General features: G+C 43.0%; 20 protein-coding genes. 9 read left to right on the top strand and 11 right to left on the bottom strand.

Annotated elements, in window-relative coordinates; all coding sequences use genetic code 11:
* From frr to rpsB, 4 genes are all read right to left on the bottom strand, one after another.
* On the bottom strand, nucleotides 1-561 hold the full coding sequence (gene frr / locus AAAA78_RS17865) for a ribosome recycling factor (protein WP_340593497.1): 561 nt from the start codon (nucleotides 559-561) through the stop codon (nucleotides 1-3).
* A 9-nt stretch (nucleotides 562-570) separates the two neighbouring features.
* Entirely contained in the window at nucleotides 571-1,284 is a 714-nt protein-coding gene (gene pyrH, locus AAAA78_RS17860; RefSeq protein WP_295901464.1) for a UMP kinase, read from the bottom strand.
* Nucleotide 1,285: 1 nt separating this feature from the next.
* Complete coding sequence (gene tsf / locus AAAA78_RS17855; protein ID WP_340593494.1) at nucleotides 1,286-2,215, bottom strand: translation elongation factor Ts; 930 nt, start codon at nucleotides 2,213-2,215, stop codon at nucleotides 1,286-1,288.
* A gap of 108 nt (nucleotides 2,216-2,323) precedes the next feature.
* Entirely contained in the window at nucleotides 2,324-3,259 is a 936-nt protein-coding gene (rpsB, locus tag AAAA78_RS17850; RefSeq protein WP_340593493.1) for a 30S ribosomal protein S2, read from the bottom strand.
* Between the two features lie 287 nt (nucleotides 3,260-3,546).
* Here rpsB and AAAA78_RS17845 point away from each other — a divergent pair, with 287 nt between their 5' ends.
* Entirely contained in the window at nucleotides 3,547-4,890 is a 1,344-nt protein-coding gene (locus AAAA78_RS17845; protein ID WP_340593492.1) for a sensor histidine kinase, read from the top strand.
* Here AAAA78_RS17845 and AAAA78_RS17840 read toward each other — a convergent pair.
* From AAAA78_RS17840 to galU, 5 genes are read right to left on the bottom strand one after another with little or no spacing between them, the layout of a single operon-like run.
* On the bottom strand, nucleotides 4,887-6,032 hold the full coding sequence (locus AAAA78_RS17840; RefSeq protein WP_340593491.1) for an FAD-dependent oxidoreductase: 1,146 nt from the start codon (nucleotides 6,030-6,032) through the stop codon (nucleotides 4,887-4,889). The genes AAAA78_RS17845 and AAAA78_RS17840 overlap by 4 nt on opposite strands.
* 55 nt (nucleotides 6,033-6,087) lie before the next feature.
* Nucleotides 6,088-6,924, bottom strand: a complete 837-nt coding sequence (locus AAAA78_RS17835) for a CFI-box-CTERM domain-containing protein (RefSeq protein ID WP_340593490.1) — start codon at nucleotides 6,922-6,924, stop codon at nucleotides 6,088-6,090.
* 46 nt (nucleotides 6,925-6,970) lie between these two features.
* The gene (gene priA / locus AAAA78_RS17830; protein ID WP_340593489.1) at nucleotides 6,971-9,010 is read right to left on the bottom strand and encodes a replication restart helicase PriA; all 2,040 of its coding nucleotides are present in this window, start codon (nucleotides 9,008-9,010) and stop codon (nucleotides 6,971-6,973) included.
* On the bottom strand, nucleotides 9,007-9,861 hold the full coding sequence (locus tag AAAA78_RS17825; RefSeq protein WP_340593488.1) for a hypothetical protein: 855 nt from the start codon (nucleotides 9,859-9,861) through the stop codon (nucleotides 9,007-9,009). The genes priA and AAAA78_RS17825 overlap by 4 nt, the downstream gene beginning before the upstream one ends.
* Before the next feature lie 8 nt (nucleotides 9,862-9,869).
* A complete protein-coding gene (galU, locus tag AAAA78_RS17820; protein ID WP_340593487.1) occupies nucleotides 9,870-10,754 on the bottom strand; it encodes a UTP--glucose-1-phosphate uridylyltransferase GalU in 885 nt (294 codons plus the stop codon).
* A 159-nt stretch (nucleotides 10,755-10,913) separates the two neighbouring features.
* Here galU and AAAA78_RS17815 point away from each other — a divergent pair, with 159 nt between their 5' ends.
* Nucleotides 10,914-12,197: a hypothetical protein gene (locus AAAA78_RS17815; RefSeq protein WP_340593485.1), complete on the top strand. Its 1,284-nt coding sequence runs from the start codon at nucleotides 10,914-10,916 to the stop codon at nucleotides 12,195-12,197.
* Here the strand turns inward: AAAA78_RS17815 and AAAA78_RS17810 are convergent.
* Nucleotides 12,194-13,300: a M23 family metallopeptidase gene (locus tag AAAA78_RS17810; protein ID WP_340593484.1), complete on the bottom strand. Its 1,107-nt coding sequence runs from the start codon at nucleotides 13,298-13,300 to the stop codon at nucleotides 12,194-12,196. The two genes, AAAA78_RS17815 and AAAA78_RS17810, sit on opposite strands and share 4 nt — an antisense overlap.
* On the opposite strand from AAAA78_RS17810, the gene AAAA78_RS17805 reads away from it, so the two are divergent.
* The 3 genes from AAAA78_RS17805 to AAAA78_RS17795 all read left to right on the top strand — a co-directional run bounded on the left by AAAA78_RS17805 (nucleotide 13,299) and on the right by AAAA78_RS17795 (nucleotide 15,450).
* Nucleotides 13,299-14,123: a hypothetical protein gene (locus tag AAAA78_RS17805; protein WP_340593483.1), complete on the top strand. Its 825-nt coding sequence runs from the start codon at nucleotides 13,299-13,301 to the stop codon at nucleotides 14,121-14,123. The genes AAAA78_RS17810 and AAAA78_RS17805 overlap by 2 nt on opposite strands.
* A gap of 36 nt (nucleotides 14,124-14,159) precedes the next feature.
* A complete protein-coding gene (locus tag AAAA78_RS17800) occupies nucleotides 14,160-14,288 on the top strand; it encodes a hypothetical protein (protein WP_295901433.1) in 129 nt (42 codons plus the stop codon).
* 121 nt (nucleotides 14,289-14,409) lie between these two features.
* The gene (locus AAAA78_RS17795; RefSeq protein ID WP_340593482.1) at nucleotides 14,410-15,450 is read left to right on the top strand and encodes a hypothetical protein; all 1,041 of its coding nucleotides are present in this window, start codon (nucleotides 14,410-14,412) and stop codon (nucleotides 15,448-15,450) included.
* Nucleotides 15,451-15,459: 9 nt separating this feature from the next.
* On the opposite strand, the gene AAAA78_RS17790 is transcribed toward AAAA78_RS17795, so the two are convergent.
* The gene (locus tag AAAA78_RS17790; RefSeq protein ID WP_340593481.1) at nucleotides 15,460-16,830 is read right to left on the bottom strand and encodes an energy transducer TonB; all 1,371 of its coding nucleotides are present in this window, start codon (nucleotides 16,828-16,830) and stop codon (nucleotides 15,460-15,462) included.
* Between the two features lie 425 nt (nucleotides 16,831-17,255).
* Here AAAA78_RS17790 and AAAA78_RS17785 point away from each other — a divergent pair, with 425 nt between their 5' ends.
* From AAAA78_RS17785 to AAAA78_RS17770, 4 genes are read left to right on the top strand one after another with little or no spacing between them, the layout of a single operon-like run.
* Nucleotides 17,256-20,993: an RHS repeat domain-containing protein gene (locus AAAA78_RS17785; RefSeq protein ID WP_340593479.1), complete on the top strand. Its 3,738-nt coding sequence runs from the start codon at nucleotides 17,256-17,258 to the stop codon at nucleotides 20,991-20,993.
* A complete protein-coding gene (locus AAAA78_RS17780) occupies nucleotides 20,990-21,361 on the top strand; it encodes a hypothetical protein (protein ID WP_340593478.1) in 372 nt (123 codons plus the stop codon). The genes AAAA78_RS17785 and AAAA78_RS17780 overlap by 4 nt, the downstream gene beginning before the upstream one ends.
* A gap of 23 nt (nucleotides 21,362-21,384) precedes the next feature.
* The gene (locus AAAA78_RS17775; RefSeq protein ID WP_340593477.1) at nucleotides 21,385-23,667 is read left to right on the top strand and encodes a PKD domain-containing protein; all 2,283 of its coding nucleotides are present in this window, start codon (nucleotides 21,385-21,387) and stop codon (nucleotides 23,665-23,667) included.
* The gene (locus AAAA78_RS17770; RefSeq protein WP_340593476.1) at nucleotides 23,664-26,123 is read left to right on the top strand and encodes an RCC1 domain-containing protein; all 2,460 of its coding nucleotides are present in this window, start codon (nucleotides 23,664-23,666) and stop codon (nucleotides 26,121-26,123) included. Before AAAA78_RS17775 ends, AAAA78_RS17770 begins: the two co-directional genes overlap by 4 nt.
* Nucleotides 26,124-26,161: the final 38 nt, after the last annotated feature.

Genomic DNA, 26,161 nt, shown 5'->3' with positions numbered 1-26,161 from the left:
TTAGATCGTCAAGATAGACTTTTCTTTTTCATCCGCAACTTGATCGACTTTTTTGATGAAATCGTCAGTTACTTTTTGGATGTCTGCTTCGGCCTTTTTGCCTTCGTCTTCGCTGACAGCTTTATCTTTTTGAAGTTTTTTAACTTCATCATTGGCATCACGACGAGCCATACGAACAGCCACGCGCGCTTCTTCAGCGATTTTCTTTACTTGCTTAGCAAGGTCCTTACGACGTTCTTCAGTCAAATCTGGAACTTTCAAACGAATCACTTTACCGTCGTTCATTGGAGCCATGCCCAACTCAGACTTGATGATCGCTTGTTCGATATCTTTAAGAATTGAAACTTCCCAAGGAGCGATCAAGAAAGATTTCGCATCTGGAGTAGAGATTGAAGCTACTTGAGAAAGAGGAGATGGAGTTCCGTAGTAATTCACACGGATATTATCAAGCATAGAAACTTGTGCGCGACCTGTGCGGATTTTTTTAAGCTCTTCACCTAAAGCCGCCAAAGTCTTTTCCATTTTTGCTTGCGCATTCTTTTTTACATCAGCAATAGCCATAGTTGTCTCCTAGTGTACGAGGGTACCGATGGTCTCACCTTGAACGGCTTTCAAAATATTGCCGGCTTGAGTGAGGTCAAAAGTGATAATTGGAAGTTTGTTGTCCATACACATGCTGATCGCTGTAGAGTCCATCACTTGCAAACCGCGATTGAGGACGTCGATGTAGCTGATCTTATCGAATTTTTTTGCATCAGTATGTTTTGCAGGATCTTTATCGTAGATGCCATCTACCTTCGTCGCTTTCATGATCACTTGTGCGTTGATCTCCATGGCGCGAAGAGAAGCCGCTGTATCTGTTGTGAAGAATGGATTTCCAGTTCCTGCACCGAAAATCACGATACGGCCTTTTTCTAGATGACGGATCGCTCTGCGACGGATGTAAGGTTCAGCAATTTCAGCCATTTCAATAGCTGTTTGCACGCGAGTAGGAACACCTTCTTTTTCCAGAGCGTCTTGAAGAGCCAGAGCATTGATACAAGTCGCAAGCATACCCATGTAGTCGGCACTTGCGCGATCCATGCCTTCAGCAGAAGCGGCAACACCACGATAGATGTTACCGCCGCCAATAACGATACCCATTTGAACGCCTGCTTTATAAGCCTCTGCCACGTCTTGCGCGATTTGTTTGATCGTCGCTGTATTGATACCAGTCCCTTGCTTTCCAGCAAGAGCTTCACCACTTAACTTGAGCAAAATGCGTTTATAAACAGGCTCTTTCAAACTAGTGTCCTTTCATTTGTGCAGCAACTTCAGCTGCGAAGTCGTTAGACTTCTTCTCGATACCAGCACCCAATTCGAAACGTACGAAACGCTTGATTGTAACGTCTGCACCGATAGTTTTACCAACAGATTTCGCCAAATCAGACACTTTCATGTCCGGATTTTTAACGAAAGCTTGGTCCATAAGGCAGTTTTCAGCCAAGAACTTGCGGATTTGACCTTCAACGATCTTTTCGATCATCTCTGGTTTTTTGCCTGACTCAAGGTTCTTTGCAGTCAAAATTTCTTTTTCTTTAGCAACAACTTCTGCAGGGATTTGATCAGAAGAGATCGCCATTGGGTTCATCGCAGCGATGTGAAGAGCAACGTCTTGAGCGAAAGTTTTCAACTCAGGATTGCTAACAGCTTCTGGCTTAGAAGCAGTTACTTCGATCATCACGCCGATTTTACCTTCACCGTGGATGTACGTGTGAACCAAACCGTTTGGAGCTGCATTGTACTTTTCGAAACGACGAATAACGATGTTTTCACCGATAGTCGCGATCGCTTCTTTAAGCATGTCGCCCACTTTTTTAGTTGGGTTTTTGTGGAAAGCTTGTTCCAAGATATCGCCCACTGCATTTACAGCGTTCAATACGTGGTGAGCAACGTCGCTAACAAGAGCTTTGAAGCCATCGTTACGAGCAACGAAGTCAGTTTCAGAGTTGATCTCAAGGATCACACCTGTGTTACCAATAACTTGAGCAAAAACAGTACCTTCAGCAGCGATACGATCAGCTTTTTTCGCAGCAGCGCCAAGGCCTTTTACGCGCAACCATTCAACAGCGGCATTGAAGTCGCCAGAAGTCGCCTCAAGCGCCTTTTTGCAATCCATCATACCTGCATTTGTTTTTTCTCTGAGTTCTTTTACAAGAGTAGCGGAAATAGACATTAGGAAGTCTCCTTCAATAATAAAGATAATTATAAAAGATCAAAAAACGAGAAGGCGGACAAAGAGAAGGGTGGCTAAGCCACCCTTGCTACTTCATTCAGCTGATGATTACTCAGCCGCTGAATCGTCTTCTTTGTTCTCAAGCTCAGCTTGGATCTCAACTTCTTCCGCTGTACCAGCAGCAACAAGTTTACGAGATTTAGTGGCTTTAACAACCGCAGGGCCAGCACCTTTCTTAGGAGCTTCTTTCGCACCAGCTTTAGGAGCGCCACGGCGTTTCGGAGCTTCTTCTTTACCTTCAGCTTTAGCTTCTTTAGCAACGTCAGATTGTTTGTCTGTCATTGTGCGAAGTTTTTGTTCCCAAGTTTTAGAACCTTCTAGGTAAGCTTCAGCAACTAGGTTTGCGAACAATTTGATTGAACGAATAGCATCGTCGTTACCTGGGATAGCGTATTCGATAGATTCAGGATCAGAGTTTGTATCAGCGATACCAACTACTGGGATGCCCAAACGTTTTGCTTCAGCAACCGCGATGTGTTCTTTAGGAAGATCTACTACGAACATAGCAGAAGGCATTTCCTTCATGTCACGGATACCGTTCAAGAACTCAGTCAAACGAAGATATTCTTTTTCAAGCTTCGCGCGTTCTTTTTTAGTAAGGTAGTTGAATTCACCTTTTTCTTTCATTGTGTCGATCTTACGAAGACGATCGATAGAAGATTTGATCGTTTCGAAGTTCGTCATCATACCACCCAACCAACGCTTAGTTACGTAGTACTGACCGCATTTTGCTGCAGCTTCTTGGATTGGTTCGATAGCTTGCTTTTTAGTTCCAACGAAGATCAAACGACCACCGTTAGCAGCAACTTCTTTTACGAACTCAGCAGCTTTGTTAGCGCGTACAACAGTCTTTTGAAGGTCAATGATATGAATGCCTCCGCGAGCTGTGTAAACATAAGGTTTCATTTTTGGGTTCCAACGCTGAGTTTGATGTCCGAAGTGGACGCCAGCGTCTAACATTTCTTTCATGGTCACTTGTGCCATGGCAGTACTTCCTTTCTGGTTAATCGTCCTCGTCAGCAGAGCCAGCTTCTTTTTTTCGCCGGAAGACCCTCTTTTTCAGTACTTGAGGGACCAGTTAATACTCACGAGTGCTTTATTGTTGGATTCTGGGGATATCATAGTGGGTCACACTGCGCAAGAAGTCTTTAGGCCAGTCCTTTTCTGAAACAGCTTTATTACATTTGACGGCCCATCATTAAAGTTTGTTTAGGCGCCGCGAGTCACGGCCGATAGGTACGGGGAAGTCCCACTAAGGAACGTAGGCGAATATGGGAATGACAGGTCAAGAACTCGGACGAAATCATCCGGAAGTAGAAAAAATATTCCAGCAGCAAATGCATGAAATCGGCATTCGTGTCGATCGAGCGTTTGCATTTCTTATGCTAATTCAATGGGTTAGCTGTGTTTTTCTGGGCGCAAGCATCACGCCTTTTACATGGGTAGGGCAGTTCAGCGGGTCTCTGGAAAACGCTTTAGTGGGATTGGTCTTCGGCGGTCTTTTCGCCCTTCCTCCTATATATTGTGCGTGGGTTTTGCCCGGTCAGAAAATCACCCGCTACATTATCGCAATTGCCCAGGTCTGTTTTTCAATCCTCCTTATATATCTCACCGGTGGAAGAATCGAAACGCACTTTCACGTCTTTGTGTCACTAGCGGCTTTAGCTTTTTATATGGATATCCCGGTTTTGTGGGTGGCTGCGGCGATCGTGGTGATTGATCACGGGCTGCGCGGAGTTTTACTTCCAATATCCGTTTATGGAGAAAGTGCTGATGTCGAGTGGCGGTGGATTGAACATGCTGGTTGGGTTTTCTTTGAGAACATCATTTTAGGCTTAGGCATTCAACGCATTCGCGCAGAATTGCGAGAGATGGCGTTCTCAAAATTTCAACTTATCGAAGCTCGCGAAGAGGCTTTGCGTTTTGCTTCTCTCAAATCAAATTTCTTAAGCAATATGAGCCACGAAATTCGCACACCTTTAAATAGTATTCTGGGGTTTTCCGATATTTTGCGCGACACAACCTTGGATGAAGAACAGCGGGAGTACATCGGAACGATTCATCGCTGCTCGGATACTCTCTTGCATCTGATTAATGATATTTTGGATATTTCAAAAATTGAAAACGGCCTTTTGCAAATTGATCACCATCGTTTTGATCTCAAAGAACTCCACCAAGATATCCACAAGATGTTTTCTGTGAAATGCATGGAAAAAGGTTTGGAGTTAGAGCTCGCCATGGATGAAGGAATTCCCAATCACACTCTGGGAGATTCGTATCGACTCCGCCAAGTGCTGACGAATTTAGTCAGCAATGCCGTGAAGTTCACAGACAGCGGGAAAGTTCGCATCGAGGTTCGCAAAGATCGCGAGGCCCGTGTGTATCGCTGGAATGTAAAAGACACCGGCAAGGGCATTCACTACGATAACATCAAAAAATTATTTAGAAGTTTCTACCAAGAAGATCCCTCGATCTCTCGCAAGTACGGTGGCTCGGGACTGGGTTTGATGATTTCAAAAAATTTAATCGAGTTGATGGGCGGACAGATTTCTGTCGACAGCAAAGTGGGAGAGGGAACGACGTTCTCCTTCTCCCTGCCTTTAGAAGAAGCTTAAAGAGAAGCTTCTTGCGGAGTTTCTTCTTCGTAATTCATTGGAACTTCTTCAGAGGCTTCCACACGGAAACCCAGAGAAGCCACAATCATTTCAGCTTGCAAAAGTGCGCCGACCAAATTCTTTTGTTCGTTCACAGTTGACGAGGCAATCCAAAGATTTTCCAACTCAGGAATAGTTAAGTTTGCGCTCAACTTGATATCGCCGTTTCCTGCGATAATCGGGGCGACAAAAATTCTTTCAAGTTTAATATTGTCCAAAGCTTCAGGATAAGCGCGCTTGATTTGGCGTTTGATTTTTTTCAAAGCCATGCCGACCACTTCGCTATCTTCCGTCACTTCTTGTTCGATAAATGTCATCCACTGAGACGCTTGAAGTTTCTGACCTTCGACTTCAACAGCTGGAAGGAAGCGACCAGCACATGGACCGATTTCATCTTGAGTTGTGCCGTTAAGGATGTGCATCGCTGTTGAATCTGTCACTTCTTTGCTATGACAAACATCCAAGCATAGAGCTGTCCAATAAGTGTTTTTTGAAAGCTTAGAACGTGCACGTGTAGAAATAGAATCTTCCGGTAAAAGCACGCCAAGGTCTTTTACAGTGCCTGCAAAAATAAAATTCTGTGCCTGCAAAGTTTTAGAACCGTTGATTGTGATGTGAGAAACCTTGTCGCCTTCTTGATGAAATTTCGTCACATAAGAACGTGGCATGAAGTCACCTTTGAATTGCTCAAAAAGTGCCTGTGTCCACTCAAAAGGCTGCGAAGCCAAATCGATGCGTTTGCTTGAAGTGAAGTAAGAAAGTTCCTCGTAAAACGCAGGCGGATTGTCGCCAAAGCCCAAGAAAGTTTTAAAACCGCCAGCTTCGTAAGTGATCGGCGCTTCTTCAGAAATGTCGGCGATGACTTTTTTGTTCAAAACATTTTCAAGAAAGCGCATAGCTTTTTCGGAAAGAACTGAATCCGGTACAAAACGAAGTCCATTGTTAATCGGACCTGTCGGGAAATTTACTTTTTTGTTTGTACCAAACGCCACATCGGCAGCTTCAATAAGCGCGATGTTGTCTGTCTCGCGGCTGAGAGCTGCGGCGATGCTAAGACCAGTTAAACCACTTCCAATAATTGCGTAATCGTAGATATGAGCCATGCAAATACCTTCCCTCATAAAGGACGGGCTTTGCAAGCCTCAAAGACGCGAAACTTTAGCTAACGCATTTAATCAAAATGCGGAGAAGTGCTCTGACTGCGGGTTTGAACCGCGGATGCTTATCGAGTAAGCAAGCAATGCGAGGAGAATGCTGATAATAAAGCACAATAAATTTGCGACCCCAAGCAGAATTGCGAAGAGTAAAATCGCGGAACTCTCGCAGAGTCATAACTTCTGCTGCAAGTGGATTGTCGAAAGCCGAGGTTGCAATAAAGCAACGTGGACGTTCTTTGTCCGACATTTTTAAAAACTGCTTAACGATTTGCGGATTGCGCGCTGTCTTTTGAAAAGACTCTGCCTTGCGGATAATATCCGGATAGATCGGAGTGAATTGCACAAACATCGCCAGTTGTTTTGCAGCGTTGGCCATGCGATCCGCATATTTGTCATGAGAATCATAAATCCGCAAAAGATCCCAGTACACGGATGCGACCACGGTCAACTCTGTTGTGCGCGCACTTTCTTTAAAAGCTTCCGGCTTTAGACGTTCGCCTTTTTTTACATCAAAAACGATATCTAAAATTTTCAGATACTTTTCGTAAGAGACCGCCGCTTCAGAATAAAGTTTTTGAGTCATGCACATGCGGGCTTTTTTAATCAGCATCACACGGCTTTTCCAAAGTTGCAGGCGGTGTTGTTCCTTGGCGCGCTCTTGTTGCATCAAAATGCCGCCACTGCTTGTCGCCAAAGTTCGGCGCAAATCAGAAATACAACCTGCACACACTTGAGGTGGCAAATTGGTTTCACCAGCCGCCTGAAGTTTTCCGATTAACTCTGGGTCGACAGGATGAAGCTCAGTAACTTGTATTCCGCAGCGAGGGCATTGAATCATTCCAGTTGAGTTTCCTTGATTTTTCTATTTTAGGAAAGTGCAGAAATTAAAGCAAACTCATTGGATCGATATCGATTAATATTTTAATTCCTGACGGAACCCACTCTTGATCGCCCAATAACTGTCTTGAAAAGGGATTTGCGGCAGCCACTTGAGTGGTTTTGATAAGAAGATGAAAGCGAAACTGCCCCCGTAACTTCGAAAGCGGAGCCTCAGCAGGCCCTAAAACTTCAATGGAGTTGTATTGAGGAAACTGCGCTTTCAAGGCATAAGCTCTTCTCGCTAAAAGTCCGGCGGTCTCTTCGACCTTTCCCAAGTGAGTTCCTTGAATACGGAAACTCACCAAACGTCCAACAGGTGGATAGCTTAATTGTGAGCGAATGTTTAATTCGTGCTGAGCAAATCCTTCGTAATCATGATTCCGAGCGAACGTGATGCTGTCATGCTCGACGTTGAAGGTCTGAATAATCACGAGTCCCGGGCTTTCACCCTCTTTGACGTGACGACCGCTGCGGCCGCTCATTTGCGTGATCAGTTGAAAACTTCTTTCGGTCGCCCGGAAATCGGGGAGGTTGAATCCGACGTCAGCAAGCACAAGGCCTACAAGTTTGAGTTTCGGAAAATCGAGACCCTTGGCGATCATCTGTGTTCCAACGAGAATATCAATTTCTCCAGATTCCATTTTCGCTATGAGGTCTTCAAGATCTGCACGACTTTGAATTTCATCGCGGTCCGCGCGCGCAATTGTTTTCCCTGGGAACAAGCGAGCAAGATCCGTTTCAACAAGCTCGGTTCCTAAACCAATCGCTTGCAATTCACCTTCCTTGCAATCGGGACATTTCGTTTTGAAATTTTCGTGATAGTCGCAATAGTGACAAACCAAGTGTGAATGCGCATGCAACGTTAAAGAAATATCACAGTTCGGACATTCGCGCGTGTGACCACAGGCTGGACAGACCACCATTTGCGCGATTCCGCGACGATTCAAGAATAACGCCGCCTGATCACCGCGCTCTAAAACTTCGCCCATGCGCTCGTAAAGTGCGGGGCTTAACCAAAATGGCAGGTGAGAATATTTGTCGATGATCTTTTTCTTTTCTTCGTCATCGGATTTTTGATGGCGAAGATCAATCACTTCAATATCAGGAAGAGAACGATTGGCAACTCTGCGACGAAGTGTGTGCAGTTGGTATTTTCCTTCTTGCGCATTCTTCCAGGTTTCAAGGCTCGGCGTTGCTGATCCTAAAACGACAGGGCAGTTCATCAGCTTACCCAGCATCACAGCGGCATCGCGACCGTTGTATTTTAATTTTTCATCTTGTTTAAAGCTAGGTTCGTGCTCTTCATCAACGATGATGATTCCCAAATCTTCAACAGGACAAAACAAGGCAGAACGGGCACCAATCAAAATTGACTTTCGTCCTTCGACGATATCCCACCACTGATTGGTTCTTTCGCGATCCGTAAGCTGTGAATGAAGGGCCGCGATTTTATCGCCAAAGCGACGCGCGAATCGTTGAATCAATTGCGGTGTCAAAGAAATCTCAGGAACAAGAACGATTCCGCGTTTTCCTTCTTTTAAAACTTTATCTAAAAGGCGCAGATAAACTTCCGTCTTTCCTGAGCCCGTCACACCAAAAACCAAATGCGTGGCAAAGCCTGTTTGTTTTGAGATGTTTTCAAAACACTCACGCTGCTCGTCGGTTAAATCCAAAGCTGAATCACTTTCAAGCTGTGGAATAACCGGAGGTCTTTTCGACTGTCGTTGTTTATCCGTTTTGCGCAGGGGAGGAAATGCTGACTGTACGACCTGTCCCACGGGATGAATATAGTACTGCGCAAGCCATTCCAGCCATTTTACAAATTGCTCTGGAAGTGGACCGTATTCTTCATCGATAGAATCAATACTTTTAATTTCAAAATCAGGAACTTTGTCGGTGGGCCCTAGAACTAAACCCTTCACTTTGCGTCGGCCCAGCGGCACGTTGACAAGCTGACCGCGCTGAAGAGGCTCTGCAAAGCTATAAGTCAAAGCTTCTGGAAGAGGAGCATCAACAGCCACTCTCCATAGCTGAGTAGAACTCATCGAAACCTCGTGTAGAACTCCGTGATAACGTCTTTTGCAGGTAAAGAATTAATTCCATCCCATTTCAGATTGGCATCCAATGACGAAGGTTGGAACAAATTCACCGCCGTTTGCGGGCGAGCCGAAGCACTGATCAAACGAATCGTCACGGTGTTGTTGCCCCAGCGAATCGTGCGAGCACGAGGATAAGAAAGACCTCGCGCGAATTGATTGTAATTATTCGCACTCATCTCAACTTGTGAAGGCAGGCGAAGCTTGCGAACGACAAATTGATCTTGCTCAATCCAGATACCAGGATAGTTTTGTTCTTGGTCCACAGGAGTCGGAATTCCCAAGGCGTAATTCACAACGCCTCCCGTGCGAGAATAGCGAACCCATGATTCCGGTTCGTTTTTAAAATCAGCGCCTGTTTTTCCAACAGGTTTCTTTTGAAATGCTGAAGCCGGAATCATTTTAAAGTGCGCTAAAGTGTTGGCGAAAATTTCTGGATTTCTAAAGTTCAAAAACTTTTCCAAGAAATCATCCGGAACCTTCGAGCTTGCGCGATTATTATTCGTCATGCTCCATTTTTGTCCGCCGTTATAGATGTACTGAAGTTTAAAACTGTTTTGCAGATCTTTAGCACCCGTGACAGTGAGGCGCATCGTGCGATCGCTGTCGATCAACCAAGTTTCTTTTACGGCGACAGTTTCTTCGCCATTAGAAAATTGCACTTCTTGTTCGATTGCATAGATTCCTGAACCTGCGTTCTCTGCCGTTTTTTGCAAGATTGTGCGCGTAGGAATAATGTAGGCCATCGCCAGGCTTGGTCCGCAAAGAGAAAGTACTAAAGAAACAAAAAACTTCTTCATAAATTTTCCTATTTCAGATTCTGCGCCAAGTGCAAGATGTAGTTTTTAAGATCCGCACCCAACTCTGGATTTTGCAATGCCAGTTCGATGTTGGCTTGAAGATAACCGATTTTATCACCGGCATCATAGCGTTTTGCAGTGAAAGTCATCGCATTCAGCCCTTTGGACTGACAAAGAACTTTCATACTGTCCGTTAGTTGAATTTCTCCATTCAATGTCGGTTTCGCTGAATGAAGGATATCCATGATGCTATTGTCGAAAGCATAGCGACCTGGCAAAGCCCAACGGCTTTTTGTCTCCGTTGGCTTTGGTTTTTCAATCAAAGATGTGACTTTGAAAAACCCTTTTGGGTTTTCTTCAACTTCTGCAATTCCGTATTTGGAAACATCTTTTTCAGAAACTTTCATCACAGAGATTGTCGAAGTGCCGGTTTCTTCAAAAGAACTGACAAGTTGAGAAGTCACATTCGGTTCACCATGAAAACCCATTGTGATTTCATCGCCTAGAAGAACGGCAAAAGGTTCTTTCCCAATAATGGGAAGACCACACAGAACGGCGTGACCCAAGCCCATCGCCTGTTTTTGGCGAATGCTGATGATGTTGGCTTTTTCACGAATTTTTGTAACACGCTCAAGAAGTTTTTCTTTGCCGTCTTTCGCAAGTTTGTCTTCAAGCTCATAAGAAGTATCAAAAAAATCTTCAATCGCATGTTTTCCACGACCGGCAATAAGAACGATATCTTCAATGCCCGCTTGGACAGCCTCTTCCACCACGTATAAAATGATCGGAGCGTCCACGATAGTGAGCATCTCCTTAGGAACTGTTTTAGTGGCAGGTAAAAAACGAGTACCTAGACCTGCGGCTGGGATGATGGCTTTTTTAATCTTCGACATACTTAATAAATCTCAGACGTTTCACTCTAAGACAACACTTAACGACAGGGGCTATGGATTCTCATGGAAATGCTAAGGGTGTCTCAGTGTGAGAAGGTCTGTGGTTTTTTGTGAATCTGCCGAAAAGGAGATGGTAGTCTAGTGTTTAGGGGAGATTCCATGAAAGTACGTTTTAACAAGACGACATGGCGAGCCGCCAGCGGCATTGTTGCCTCCTTTATTCTTGTCGTGTCGTTTCAAAACTGCGGTAAGGCAGGATTCGATTCTGACTTGGATAGCACTCTAGACGCAGGTATGTCAGATGCCGCCTTAACTGCCAAGTATGGCACAACTACGGCCTCAAAAGTGACGAGCATTCCGTTTGCGTACGATGCGGGCTTTGACACGATCACTTATAATTCTTGTGCTGAAACTCATCTCCGTAACAATAAAGCATTTACATCTCTTCAAGCGGGCGCCTTTACAACGGGCGGAATTAAAATCAAAGATGAGTTCTTCGCTTACGCCGATCAAAATTTTAAACCTATTTATCCAGCAACTTCTTTGTCATTGAATCAATATAAAGAACTTTTGCAAGATTCACCTGCAAATGCAGGCTCGGTTCCAACAGTGGGTATTCGCGTGAAAAACAGTCTCACAGACGTTTACACGACGAACAGTCAAGTGACGTTGTGGTCCGATATTATTCCGATGGTAGGAACTCTGACAGATGCATTGGTGATGGATTCTTTCTTGACGGCAAATCAAAACGACGAAGTTCAAAAGGGACTCACAGCCAACTATTTCCCGTTCTCTCCAGAGCAACGTGTGATGGATTCGGGAATCAGCTTTAACTCCAGTGAAGCTTTGGCGGAAGAGTTCCGTGGTATCTTTATGAGTTCCGGAATCTTGGCTTTGACGTACATGCCAGCGAATGCTGAAGAAGTTTATAAAGTGCGTTCTCCAAGCAGCTCTTATCCTGTGAAAACTGCTTATGGGAAAGGTTATAGTTTGACCTTCACTCCATACCCAGCTCAGGGCGGAGCGGCCACAAATCCAAATCACGTTCTTGCACAATTAATTGAGACCGATCTTGCTTCACCAGGTGTCGGAGCGAAAAGCTGGAACTGCAATAGAAAGTACGCTGTGATTCGCTCTCAAGATGCAGCGTCACTTTGCCCAGCTCTTACTTACGCGCAGATGAAAGATCCTACTGTTCGTAGTGAACTCAGTATTATGCGTCGCCATTTGCGCTCGGACCAGTGGGATGTCAATCCGCTTCGTGGTTGTGTTGTTCCTAAGAATGGTATTTCTTGCTATAAAGAAGAAAATCTTCAAGCCAAAGGCTTTGCCGAAGTTGAATACGACTTAACAAAAGAATGCTTCCGTCCAAACGGCAGTTACGGTGGCGCTACACCAACAAGTAAATGTATGCATTTTGTAACTGTATGTACTCGTGATTAGTTACTAGCCACGCGCTCCTCTAAGAGGCGCTCCATCTGTGGCGGATAAGATTTGATGTATTTAATAGGGTCGACCATTCGGCCCTTTTTCTTTACGGCGAAATGCAAATGCGCTCGCGTGCAGTAACCCGTGCAACCGACTTCCGCGATTTTTTCCCCGACATTGACCTTCAGACCCTGACGGATTTTTTTATCGATGCGGTAAAGGTGATTGTAAGCCGTCTCCATGCCGTTGGAATGTAAAAGCACGATATAGTTTCCGGCGGCGTGATTATGCCCATAGCGCACCACAGTTCCTTTTCGAGGAGCAAAAACGGGTTCACCCACTGGCAACTCAAAATCAATTCCTAAATGCGGTTGCAAGCGGCCCGTGATCGGGTGAAGACGATTGGGTTTAAAACGACTTGCCACCTTGATATATTCAACCGGTGCAAAAAAAGGACGATCTTCAATCAAATCCTGAGCACTAAAAAAGACGCCGCCGTCTTTGTAACGCACAAACTTTTTCTGAACAGGTGAACCATTGATCTCTAGCGAAGTCTGCAGAACCTCACCGTATTTTACAAACTGACCGGCTTCATATTTCTTTTCCACCGTAAACCAAAAGCGTGCGCCGCGAGTCACATCACGTGATGAAGCCATATCAAAAACGTAGGCATCCATAAACCGAGTCGCAACCCAATTGCTGTTGATTTTCGCAAGCACACTGCCCAGAAGAGAACCATACACGCGACCGTCAACGCGAGCATAAGTTGTTTTATAATTTGGTTTGTAAGCGCCTGCTTGAACGTTCGTTCCTTTTTTGAGAATGCGAAAGGCTGCTGAAGTTTGCGAATCAAACATGCGAAGCTCAACTTCATTTCCGGCTTTTCTAACAAGATATCGAGTATCGAGAGTGAGAAATAAATTGCGAAGGCCTTTATCGGAAGCGAGAACTTGTTCGCGTTGTTTTTCCGAGAATCCTTGTTGGCGTAAAATAGAAAGAAGATTGTCGCCAAGACGCACAGGTTTAGCAGTAAAAGTGTTGGCTCCGGCCTGGACCGATTGGTAGGATGTGAATGCTAAAAGAAACGCACTCACGATACTTGCGAGGTGAAAAGTCATGCCCCATCCTTTGAGCTTAATTAAAAAACTTCCTGTTTTTTTATTTGTTTATCTTATCGTGAACACAGCGTCGGCCCAAGTTTATAATTCCTCAATCTCCGCAGCGACGGGCGGAACTGGACGTGCGGCGGTGGAAGCAGGCGATGCTTCTTTTTTGAATCCAGGAACTTTGGTGCACTTAAGAGGTCACTATCTTTTCTCGTCATTTGCCAAAGACGAATTCGCCATCACGTTGAGTGACAACTCTCCGGAAAGTTTTTTGCCAGCTGCTTTGGGATACGTGCAAAAAAATTCTGACGTTCCACAGGGAGAACTAAAGTTCAGCGACATCAATATGTCTTTAGCAGAGTTCGTTGTTGATAAATGGGCTTTAGGAGTTACGGGTCACTACTTCGAATTCAAAATTCCGAACTCTTCTTATCGTCAGGTGAACGGCGACTTGGGGTTGATTTATACTCCGAAAGCAAACATTGGATGGGCCTTGGTGGTCTACAATATTTTTGGGGAAAACAAAGACATCCCGGAAGCATTTCGCCCCAAAACTTCAGTGGGCGGGGGATTTAATTATATCTACCAGGCCATGGTGCGCTTCCGCCTCGATGCCACTTCCGAGTCGGTTTATATGGCCGGGATCGAGACCTACGTGAATCAATTTATTATTACGCGCTTTGGATATTCCAACGATACGGATGATAAAAGGGAACTTATTACCGCGGGAGTGGGTTTTAAAGGCCCTAGATTCGCTTTAAACTATGCTTATCAGGGAAATCCGCAAATCTCGGGAGATTACCGCCATTCGGTTGACTTGGAGATTCCGTTTTGATAATTAACTCGTTCCGTTAAAAACTCAGGAGAGACCATGGCTTCTAAAACAAAAAAACTTGAATACATCCGCGAAAAGAAAAAATCGACAAGCGGTAAAAAGCGTAAAGCAGCTGTGCGCACTAAAGGCACTACTAAGTCTGCGAAAGTGCTTTTTAAAGACTAATTGCTTATTGATTTTAAGTACTTAGATAAGCCTTTGGGTCGCTCCCAAGGGCTTTTTTTGTTTCCCGGATTCTTCTGGATTCTTAAAGTCCTCCCGGAGAGATCCGATAAGTCCTTGGTATATGAAGGCTTTTCTGATCGTTCTTAGTTTTATCTCCATCGCTCACGCCAAAGAGTCGTGTTCCAGTATCGATTATCGATCCGAGCTGGGGCCTAACCGCGATCAGGGTGAGCTTAGCTGGTGTTTTGCTTACACTTCGGCCGATTTAATTTCTCAAAGGGTCAAACAAAGAGTTTCTGCTACTGATATCGCATCGACGTTTATTCTGGCGGACCCTTATCAGCTCGAACATTCTTCTCGACCGGAAGTGAAAAATTATTTGCAGGAAAATCCAGATTTCTACAACCGCGTGCAAACACACCGCAAAGAATCTGCGGGAAAATATGATCCGCAAAATATTTTAAATTCAGCGGGTCTTACTGATACTGGTGGCCAAGAAGATACAACAATCTTGCTTGCGAATGCCAAAGGCATGTGTGCAGAAAAAAACTTTCCGTCTACTGAAGACAATCAAATGAAGTTTTTAAAAAATATCGCGCGCGTGCACTACAAGAAAAATAAAAGCTATCAAGACGTCAATCGATGCCCTCTGTTTCGACCGCAAACAGACTTTACTTCGGCAATCGTCGATCCGCTTTCGGTAGCGATGGCCGATGTTTATGAGACAGAGCTTGATAAGCGCTGTCAGCGCAAGCCTTGGCCCGTGCCTTTAATCCCGGTGATGGTGAAATTCGGTGATGATTTAGCTCAATACGAAGAGCGCATCAAAAAAGGTGAAATCACAAAAGACCAGGGCGCCGCAAAACTTTTCGCGACCATTGATTCGGCGTTAGAAAACGGTCGCGTGTCAGCGATTGGTTACAACGCTTATACAATCATGCCTCCCGATGAAGGCGGAGATAATAAACACGCGGATCACTCCAGCGTGATTGCAGCTCGTCGTATGATCAAAGGTCAATGTCATTATTTGATTCGCAATACCTGGGGAAGTGATTGCTCGACGTACTATCCGAAATTTCGCAATCGCTGCGAACAAGGCAATATCTGGATAACAAAAGAGGAACTCAAAGAGTCCCTCTATAGTGTCACTTACATGAAATAAGTTTTCGAACTAGCGACGGCTTACACTTCGACGTAACAATCCGCCGTCTTCTTGAATACCACCTTTTAAGTCCCAACGGAATGGAAGCTCAACCCATCCTTCTTGTCCAGGATAGAAGCGCCATTTTTTTAGAGCGGCCAAAGTTTTTGAATCCAAGTTTCTAAATCCAGTCGATGAAATCATTCTGAACTGACTTGGGTAACCTTCTTTGCTGATGTAAGCAACGAAAGCCACCTTACCTTGGTCACCACGACGACGCTCTTCGCGATCATACTGTGGACGTGGATTTCCAGGCATTTGACGAAGTTGATCCAAGCTGCGAACTCCTTGCGGCATTCCTGCGACCTGAGTCCCTGGGCCTTGAGAACCCGTGTTGCCTGCGCCAGAACCTTCTTTAGTGCCAAGACCATTTCCGTTTCCACCAAGTCCTGCGCGTTTTGCAGCGGCTTCGCGAGCTGCGGCTTCACGAGCTGCAGCAGCGGCGGCGGCTTTTTCAGAAGCCAAAGCCGAGGCAATGGCGTTGGCATTTTTCTTACGTAAAGAATCCTGTGCTGCCGCTAAACGAGAAGCCTCTTCTTTATTTGCCTCGTCAAGGGCGTTCAGATTTTCATCTTGTTCTGCTGCGAGAGCGGCGGCCATGGCATCCATGGATTTCTTTTCTTTTTCAAGAGCCGCTCTTCTTGAGTTATCGATGTTTTCAAAATCTTCGTTGAAGTCCTCGTTCATTTGAGAGGCGACTTTGGCATTGGCAACTTCGCCTTCATCGAGTTCCGGAGCATCGATATCATCGATAGTCATTGGAACAGCTTTCATCGTTGCTTTAGGGGCAATACTTCTTCCCGCCGTTTTGGCAACGCCTGCCTTGGGAGTGGCATGGGCAGCGACTTTTGCAGAAGCTTTCGCTTTTGGAGTCGCGGCTTTCGCCTTTGCTACTGCTTTGGAAGTGGCCTTTGGTTTTGCAACAATAACGTCGTTAGGGCTGCCCGCGTCCTCCAGTTTTTCAACAACAGGAGTTATTTCTTTTGCCGGAGTTCCACCTTGAGTTGGCGGTACAGGTGCACCACGCGCCATTCTTACTGGCGGTTTAACATCTTCAATTTCAATCGTGATGGTTTCAGTTTTTGCTTGTTCAACAAGAGGCACGGTCATCATAGCGACCAACAAAATCGCTGCGGCATGAACAACGGCAGAGACCGTCATAAAGCGAGATGTTTTGCTTTGCTCTGGTTCGCGATGAGCCATCATCCAAATATCAAAATCAATGGCCGCGGAACCTTCTTCTTTTTTCGCAGGAACGAAGTCTGCCTTGGGTATCTGAAAGTCAAAAAGACTCAGCTGATCCTTATTATTTGACTTGTCGTCGTCCATATTAAAACCCATAGGTACTCCTGTGATATCAGGAGATGCATTATCAATTCCCGGGCCACTCTAGGTGGCCCTCAGTTGCAGATGGGTTTAGGAGGGTCTGAAATAACTACAGACCTGTTCGCGCGATTGTCAGTCCTCATCACTGGAGATCCAGACATGATGATGTTCAATACTTAAGTCGAGCCATTTTCCGATAAAATAAAAGAATGTTTATGAAGTGCATCAACAAAAATTAAACAAAAGAAAAACTGTAAACTCCAATTTATTTGATATGGCTCATAATCTGCATATGTTTTCATCATTTTAAAAAAGCCATTAAAAAATAGCGATTGCGTTTCTTCATACTTTTCTTATCGTTCTATAAACAGAATATTTTTATAAATTTCTTATGGGCATCTTGTCATTTCGAGAAACAGGAAGCACTCGTGGAGTTTGTGATGAAATACATTCCTTATTCTTTCCTATTGTTGGTTACAACTTTATCTTGCTTTGCATCTTCTAAAAAAGATGCATTGATCTCATCAAATCTCGCTGATAACGAATATCGATTTCCCGTCACCTATTTGTACAACTCGTCAGAACTTGAAGGATTTATTCAAAATACTGGTACGGCTACATTTAGTATCGCGTGGTCCGCAATCTCGACATCTTCTTCAATTAGTATAATAAGTAATAACTGCGCAGGAAGGAGTTTAAATCCAGGCCAAAAATGTACCTTTATCGCAAGATTTAAACCAACAGCTGCTCAAACTTATCAGGCTGTATATAAAGCCACGTTAACTGGGGTAGACGAAGACGGAGTTCCGCATTCTAGCACCACAGATATTTCCTTCGAGGGCACGGGTTTGGCATATAACGAACCAATTGGCGAGTGCACACGTGAGTCAAATGGTTCAATTATAAACGTAGATAATCTAACTGTTGGAGAGTTAATTCCAATAGTGGGTACAAATTTTAATCTCTATTACTCTTCCGGGTACGCCTTAGATTTTATTACCTCATACCCAAAAATTCATCGAGGTCCATCTTTTAATCCCGAAGCTTGGACTGTCGATATAGTTCACTACTATGACCGCGTGAACCAGAGACTGTTCACTGGAAACGGAAACTCTGTCGAGAAGAGTTATGCAAACTATGGAGATGGAAATGACTCTGTGGTTAGCAATGGCGAGGTCTACGTTTTCGATGGTTCTGGTAGGCACTTAAAAACACGAAGCGAACTAACTGGATATGAAAAGTACAAATTTTCGTATGATTCTTCTTCGAAGCTATCAAAAATTACAGATGCATTTGGAAATGAAACAAAATTTCTTCGAGACTCTTCCGGACGACTGACAACTATTCAATCACCATATGGGCAAGAGACTCAGGTTACTACTGGAGCTAATGGCTTGATAGCGACCGTCACAAATCCTAATAATGAGAAATATAAAATCACTTACTATTCAAATACAGAACTGATGAAACGATTTTATAGACCAAATGGTCAGTTCTCTGAAATGACGTATACGGAATCGGGACGACTGGCCTCTGATAGGGATAGTGCAGGTCCTTCTTGGGATTTTTCCTTAAATTTGGAATGGTCGGGTAACCAGATTACCAAAAAATCAAAGATGGGTAGAACTTGGACATATAATTTCAATGTAAATGAGGTCGATAACAGCTACTCAAGTATTGAAACCCAGCCGTCGGGTGAATCAGATTTACAGAAATCATATTCAAATGGTGGCACTTTTTTTCAAAGTTATACTGGAAGCCAAAACAGAGAGGTCTCAGATGACATCAGATTTGGGAGTATAAAAAAAGTTTTGGCAAGAGAAACTGACTTTATTGGTCGCAAAAGTAATCTAACGACCTTCACTTATGAAGTAACGCCCTCGTCGCTCTCGAATCCATTTTCTTTTTCCACATTGAAAACAATATCAACTAAAGTTGTAGATAACTTTAGAATGACTCAAGAGAATGTTTATAATTCCTCCTCCAAAATTCTTTCTTTTAAAAACTTTAACGGTGTTATTACTTCAACAACTTTAGATTCGTATGAGAGGCCAATAAAATCTCAATATGCTAACGACATTCCCTGGACATATTCTTACGATTTGCGTGGTCGCTTATCTGAGTTGAAGCAAGGCGCGAAAAAAGCTACGAATTTTACTTACAGCTCAAATGGTTTCCTCGAGAAAATCAAAAATGCTAGAAATGAAGAGACGGCATTTCAGTATGACTTAGTAGGTAGAGTAAAAAAACAGGTTTTTTCAGATGGGAGAGAGACAAGTTATGACTACGACGTAAATGGAAATCTCGTTAGCATAACTCCTCCAGGAAGATCGCGGCATGAGTTTACTATTAATATAATGGACTTAGTTGCGCAATATAATGCTCCGCAAATAGGAGGGAATTCTTCTAGTATACGCTATACATACAATTTGGATAAGCAGGTGACCAGCATTCAGCGGCCCGACGGAAAAGCTCTTATTTATAACTATGATTCAATTTCAGGCTTGCTTTCAAATTTCCAGTCCGGCTTTGCGAAAGAAGAATACACTTATTTTCCTAATTCAGAACGAATAAAATCAGTACGTGCAATTAGCGGAATAAAAACCGAATATTCTTATGCTGGAGAAATAGTTCGTTCCGAAAGACAAGCCGATACTTCAGGATTTTCAAGTATATTGTTTGAGCGCGATAATGAATTGCGTCTTTTGTGGCGCGTGGTAAATGCAGATACATTGTTGACATCGTCCAAGGTCAATTACGCATATAACAATATCGGAAAAATAAAGAGTATAGGCCCCATGAGCATTGCCTATTATTCCGATTCGGCAAGGTTGAAATCGACACAATTGCGAGGCATTGCTGATGTTAGAACGTATGATCAGTATGGAGACTTAGAATCGTACACTTCTACGTTCAACTCACAGGCAGGCCCTTCTCAGGATTTATACTCATATATACTAAGGAGAGATTTAACTGGAAGAATTATTGGGAAAATTGAGACAATTTTAGGTCGAACAACAGAATTCGAATACCTTTACGACAGTTCGGGCCGACTCATTGAAGTTAAGAAAAATAATTCTACATACAGTAAATATGTTTATGATGCCAATGGAAATCGAATATCAGGAGTTATCGGAGGGATTTCTTTTTTTTCGACGTTTGATGATCAAGATAGAATTCTTAGTTTTAGATCCACTTCATTTTCTTATAATTCCAACGGAGATTTAATTTCAAAACAAATAGGTGTGTTATCCAAAGACATTTATAATTATGACCAATTCGGAGAATTAAATGAAATACATTTAGGGATTGGAGAAAAAGTTCAGTATAAAATTGATTCGGCGGGGCGTAGAATTTTTGGTTTTTTAAACGATGAGAAAATATATCGAAATATTTTTCAGTCACAAAACCAAATCGCAATGCAAATAAATGAAAAGACTAAGCAAGTGAAAGAGTTTTTTTATTCTTCTCACTCGAGTTCTCCTGACTTTATGCGGGTTCACGATAAATATTATAGAATTCTTAAAGATCATCTTGGATCGCCTCGTCTTGTGGTAAATGCCGAAAGTGGCGTTCCCGTACAACAAATTGAATACAATGAATGGGGTAAAATCTTGTCAAATACCAACGTTGGATTCCAACCATATGGATTCGCAGGTGGAATTTATGACGAAAAAACTAACTTATTAAAATTTGGCGCACGTGATTATGATCCTGAAATTGGGCGGTGGACGAGTAAAGATCCAATTTTATTCAACGGTGGTGGAGTAAATTTGTACGGATATTTAAACACAGTTGGAAAAGTTCCAGGAGTTGAAACAAATCTTTATGGTTATTCCTTTTCAGATCCGGTAAATTTCATTGATCCAAATGGCAAATTTGCAATTCCAGTAATTGTTGGTGTCGCGTTGGGAGTTCTATATTCCACTGATCTGGACACGCCAGGCGCGGCGCTAGATGAATTGATAGGTGTTCCTGCCGCCGTGGGAAGTGCAGCAGCTGCGGGACCTGTATGTAAGCTCGCAAATTCCAATAGATACTTAAGAATCGGTTTAGGCAGAAATGGTGGCAATAAAGTATTCAGGGCATCCGGCCAAGTGATTGAGTGGCTTGAACGAAAAGGAGTGCCTGGTATTAAGAATGGACATATAGACTTCCTTGACTTGGGACCTCTATGAAAAATGAAATTCAAAAAAAATACGTGAAACGATTAGAAGATTTGTCTACTGAACTTGAAATCGAAATCCGATATTTATCGAATGATAATAATAAACCATATATCACTGGTAAAATTTCTGACTATAGGTTTTGGATCTATGATACCGGTGATTCCGATTTTTCATCGGAGTGGTACGATAGAAGGTTTGAAATTTATGACTTTAAAAATGAAGAGGATATAGTCGATGCTTTTATAAACTCCTTGAGAGATGCAATCGATCGAAAAGAGTATTATCGGAAGCATCCGGATAAATCTCCTCGTCCGATTTTAAATAGGCTTTTTCGTCGGACTTATAATTTTTGGAAAAGTTTGAAGTTTAAAAAATAAATAATCGTATCCAAGGAGGAGAAATGATTAGGTTAATTACCATGGGGATACTCTTGTGGGGAAGCTTTGCAATGGCACGAAGCCCGAATTTGCAAACTTCTAATCCAATACAATTTTCAAAGTTTTTAAAAAAACTTAATCAGTCAGTATCATATTCAATTGCTAGTGTTCGCTTTTCGCCTGCGCAACCCGAACAGGGAGAAAAGGTGACGGTGTTTGTCGAGCTGTCTACTGATTTTGAAGGAAATAAAACTGTTAGATCGATCGTTAGCCTAAAGATAGACGGAAGAGAAGTTAGAATTAATAATCGTTCTGAGACATTATGGATTTCCGCTCCAGTGATATTCCACTCGAATGGCGAACATACGATCGAAGTTTCGGCATTCATTGAAGACTTCAATGCTAGTCAGCAGGCAAGAGACCTATTGATTGTACTAAATCGGGAGATTGATAAACTTACAAACGATATTGCTCGTGAAACAGATATTGATAAAAAAAATCAACTCCAAGCAACGCTTGATCAAAAGAACACTCAAAAAATAGATTTGGAAACTACATTAAATTCTTTAAAAAGACCTGTCGCAAATAAGACAGAGAAGCTTACCGTTGTTCCAAGTTCGGGATCAGTTTATCCGCGTATAAATGAGTGTGAACCAAGATTCGGTTCTATTGCAGGAGGATATGAAATAAAAGTAAACGGAGGAAACCTAGAGGATGTCGATTCATTAACGATAGCTGGAATTACATTGGACGAATCCCAACTGACCCGTTCTTACAATCAAATCAGTTTTATTGCTCCAAGTATTCCGGATGGTATGCAGGATATCGTTGTTACGAAAACAATAAATGGAGAGACTGCTAGTACGATTTTAAAAAATGCGTTTTATGCATTAGACGGAAACTTTTCGGGGCCGTCGGGTGACATCCATCCTGTAGCTTTTGCGGGCTTTCCTCAAAATGTGCAGTCAGGAGTTTCTGCGCAGCTTGATGGCTCTAAATCATACGATGAACGTGGCAAGAATCTTACCTATAGTTGGTCAGTCGTTTCAAAACCTGAGGGAGCCACAGCTTTGGACGGAGTTTTTAATGATTCTAGTGTTGTGAATCCAACGTTCTTGGCACAAACTTCGGGAAGTTATGTGATTTCTTTGGTTGTCTCTAATGGTACATTAGAGAGTGTTCCTTCTTTAACCGTGATTACGGTTGGAGCCATCGACGCTTTAACAATTACGCCCTTGAATATTGCAGGTTCGGCTCTTTCAGGAGAGTTTTATATCGGAATGTTCAGAGCTTGTAACAACTTGCCGACCGAAGCCTCATATCAAATTTTAGGTTCGGGTTTTTCTCTAGTTAATGGAAGCCGTCAAGGGAGTATTAATGCACGCTCTTGTATGGGTTTTCAATTCTCCGTAGCTTATTCTGGAAATTCAGAATTGAGAGTCGACATTCCCATCATTTTGAAAGGAACTGTTACTTCAAGAAAAATTGTACACGTTAGTATTGTTCCAGCGGTTCCTTCAAGCCTTTCATTCTTTGGTAAAATCAACTCTCTGCAATGGTCAGGAGATCAAAATTTAGATGTTTTAGCAGGTATTAGCCCTATCGGGCTATATGGCACATATGATACTCCAAGCGCTACAATTATTAGAATTCGTAATACTTCCAACACGAGTTATACTATTACTTCGCCTCCCCAAATTACTCATATGGGAGGAACTTCCGGAATTTTTTCGATGAGCATTCCACCATCTGGATTGCATATTTGTTCTGGCTGCGAAGTTGAAGTTCCAATAAATGTGAGTCCGGGAAATTTCAATGGCGCTGAGACTGCGCAGGCGATTTTTGAGTGGGATGCGATACCGGGGGAGTCATCAAAAGTATTTATTCTTAAAACGGCAAAACTACCAGCTCCAAACAGCTATTCTAAAGAATTAAATTTTGGAGATATTGTGGTAGGAAGTTACGGCCCTGTGCTTTATCCAGACTTTCTCAACGATTTTTTTGGAACAGTATTGCCTTATGGATTGTATGAGGTCTCAAGTATCGTTGAGGGAACTACAAATAATTTTAGTTGGAGCGTAAGAGAGTCTACACCATGTGCGATTGGCTCTATTGACTATTTGCAGACAAATATGGATGTTACATCGTACGTAAGATCATCGTCTACGGCGGGAACTTTGCTGGATGAAGTTCAAATTAATGTTTCCGGTTATACAACGCCATTCAAGTATGTCCTAAAAGCTAACGTTGTTCCCAGTGTATTGAATCTGAAAAATAAGAAATCATTTTTTGGGAGTGCAAAATGAAATCAATCTTCTTAATTATCTTCCTATTTGTTTCGCAAGCCTTTGCGGTTAATCCACAGTTTATTGAATTGCGCACAAATAAATCTCAATATCAAGTCGGAGAAAAGGTCGTCTTGATGGCATCCATAAAAACCAGCCCTACTGATCCTGACTCTGAAATATATATGACTGGAACATGGGGAGGCGCTGCGATCAAATTAACGAAGTTCGCTGACTTTGAGGCAGCTGCGGTTACTCCAGCAATTACATCAGCTGGACAAACGGTTTTTCATGTTGACGCTTATATTCAGAAAAAGCAGGTTGCAAAAGATATTTTGTCTAGCATTGCTGGTTTAGATCAAGAAAACAATAAGCTTAGCAGCTTACTTGTCGAGGAAACAAATCCCGCAAAAAAAATTAATTTGCAACAGGCAATAGACAACAATAATCAACTGAAGCAATCTTTGCTATCTCAGCTTTCTTCACATAGAACGTTAGTTGAAACTAAAGAGATAAATGTTTCCGCCACAGCAGCCCTGGCAAGAAAAAAGATAGTATCTTCTCTTTTGTTGACGGCGGATCATCTAAACAACACCTATTCATTGGGCCAAAGTGCAAGCGTGAATGCAAATATTGTTGCCTCTGCCCTTGGCTATGACATTAAGGAAATGGAGTTGCTTCTGACTTCTAAGGTGGACGGCAATCTTTTGACATCTACACCAAATTCTTCATCGTCCTTTTTAATTTCTGTTCCATCGACGAAACTGACTCTTGGTACTCATGAGGTTAAAGCAAGCTTAACAATTCGAAACAAAAGAGATGGAAAGTCTCTAAGTGATGCTGTTTCTGCTGGATTTGTTCGAAAATCGGAAATGGTTGATGCGAAGAATAAGGCGACTGATCCTAACCTTATAGCATATTATCAGAGTGAGATTGATGACCTCAGCATGATTGTCACAGCGTTTTCGGACGTATTAGACAGCTTAAAAATATTTATCGGTGAAACGGCTCTTTCGATAAGTGTTGAGCAGCCGAGTATAGTGTTAAGTAAAGACAACTTGGAAATTTATGAGGGCAGTAAAAGCTCTTACAATGTATCTTTGGTGTCTCAACCGACTTCAAATGTAACAGTAGTGGCAACTTCTCCAACAACGGACATTACATTATCAAGTTCTGGCGGTGCCCCCTGGGCTAGTACGGCTACATTGACCTTTACAACTAGTAACTGGAATGTGCCTCAAAAAATTAGCGTTAATACGGTTGATGATCATTTAGAGGACGGTAATGCTGTTCATTTAATTTCACACAATGTTTCCGGTGGCGGTATTGCTACCGGCCAATATATGCCCGTCAGAGTCACATTGCTTGATAATGGCGTCACTCCCGTTGTTTGGGAAAGCATATCGGTGGGCGAGAAAGCGGCTTGTGGCATTAGAGGTGGAGCTCTTTACTGCTGGGGAAGTAATACTTTTGGCAGATTAGGTCTTGGTGATCTAGATAACAGAAATGTACCGACTGCAGTTCGAGGAATGTCTGCAGGTGTGCAATCGGTTAGTGTCGGAGTAGGATTTGCCTGTGCGGTTAAAGCGGGCGAGCTCTATTGTTGGGGAAATAACAACAATGGCCAAATAGGCCAGGGATTTACTGGAGGCGTTTATCCAATTCCTACAAAAGTTGCGTTAAACAATGTTTTGGCTGTCAATGTAGGTTTCAATGCGGCATGTGCGATAACCAACAACACCCTAGTAAATCCCCCAACAAAACTACTTTTTTGTTGGGGTAGCAATAATGAAGGCCAGTTAGGTGTTGGTGACAAAGTTAACAGAAGTTCACCTACATTAGTCACATTTACAAATCCAAAACAAGTATCGGTAGGACATACACACAGTTGTGCCATAAATGATAACGGTACACCGTACTGCTGGGGAAAAAATACGTTTTATACCTTAGGAAATGGAAATACGACTGCGAGTTTGACACCGATTCAGGGAACCCAGCTGGGTACCAATGTTACGAAAATTGTGGCCAGTATGAATTCGACTTGTATATTAAATAATGGGGCTGCGAAATGTGTAGGTTTAAATAGTAGTGGACAGTTGGGAGACCCAAATCAAGTCGGTTCCGCTTCTTCTCCAGTAACTCCCATCGGGATGGGCGCAGGCGTGACAGATATCGATGCTTATACGAACTCCGTAAGTGCAGTTAAGAATGGCTCTGCCTATTACTGGGGATATGTTGCACTGCCAAGCGATGGAGTTACATTCAATGTAACTACTCCTACATTGATGAGCGGAATAGTGGGAGCTACAAGTATAGATGCTGATCATTATGGCCACTGTACTGTTGCGGAGGGTAAGGGTTATTGTTGGGGAAGCGGAACTCTGGGAACTATTGGAGATGGTACATGGCAAGACTCATACACTCCGATTGAAGTAATGAGGCCGGCATCATTTCTTGGAAACGAATTTAAGTACTAAAAGTAAAGACTTCAGAAGGCCTGGTATATACCAGGCCT

Source organism: Bdellovibrio sp. BCCA, from assembly GCF_037996825.1.
Lineage (GTDB): Bacteria > Bdellovibrionota > Bdellovibrionia > Bdellovibrionales > Bdellovibrionaceae > Bdellovibrio.
Note: the sequence above shows the minus strand (reverse complement) of the source record. Positions and strands in the feature narration are given on the sequence as shown.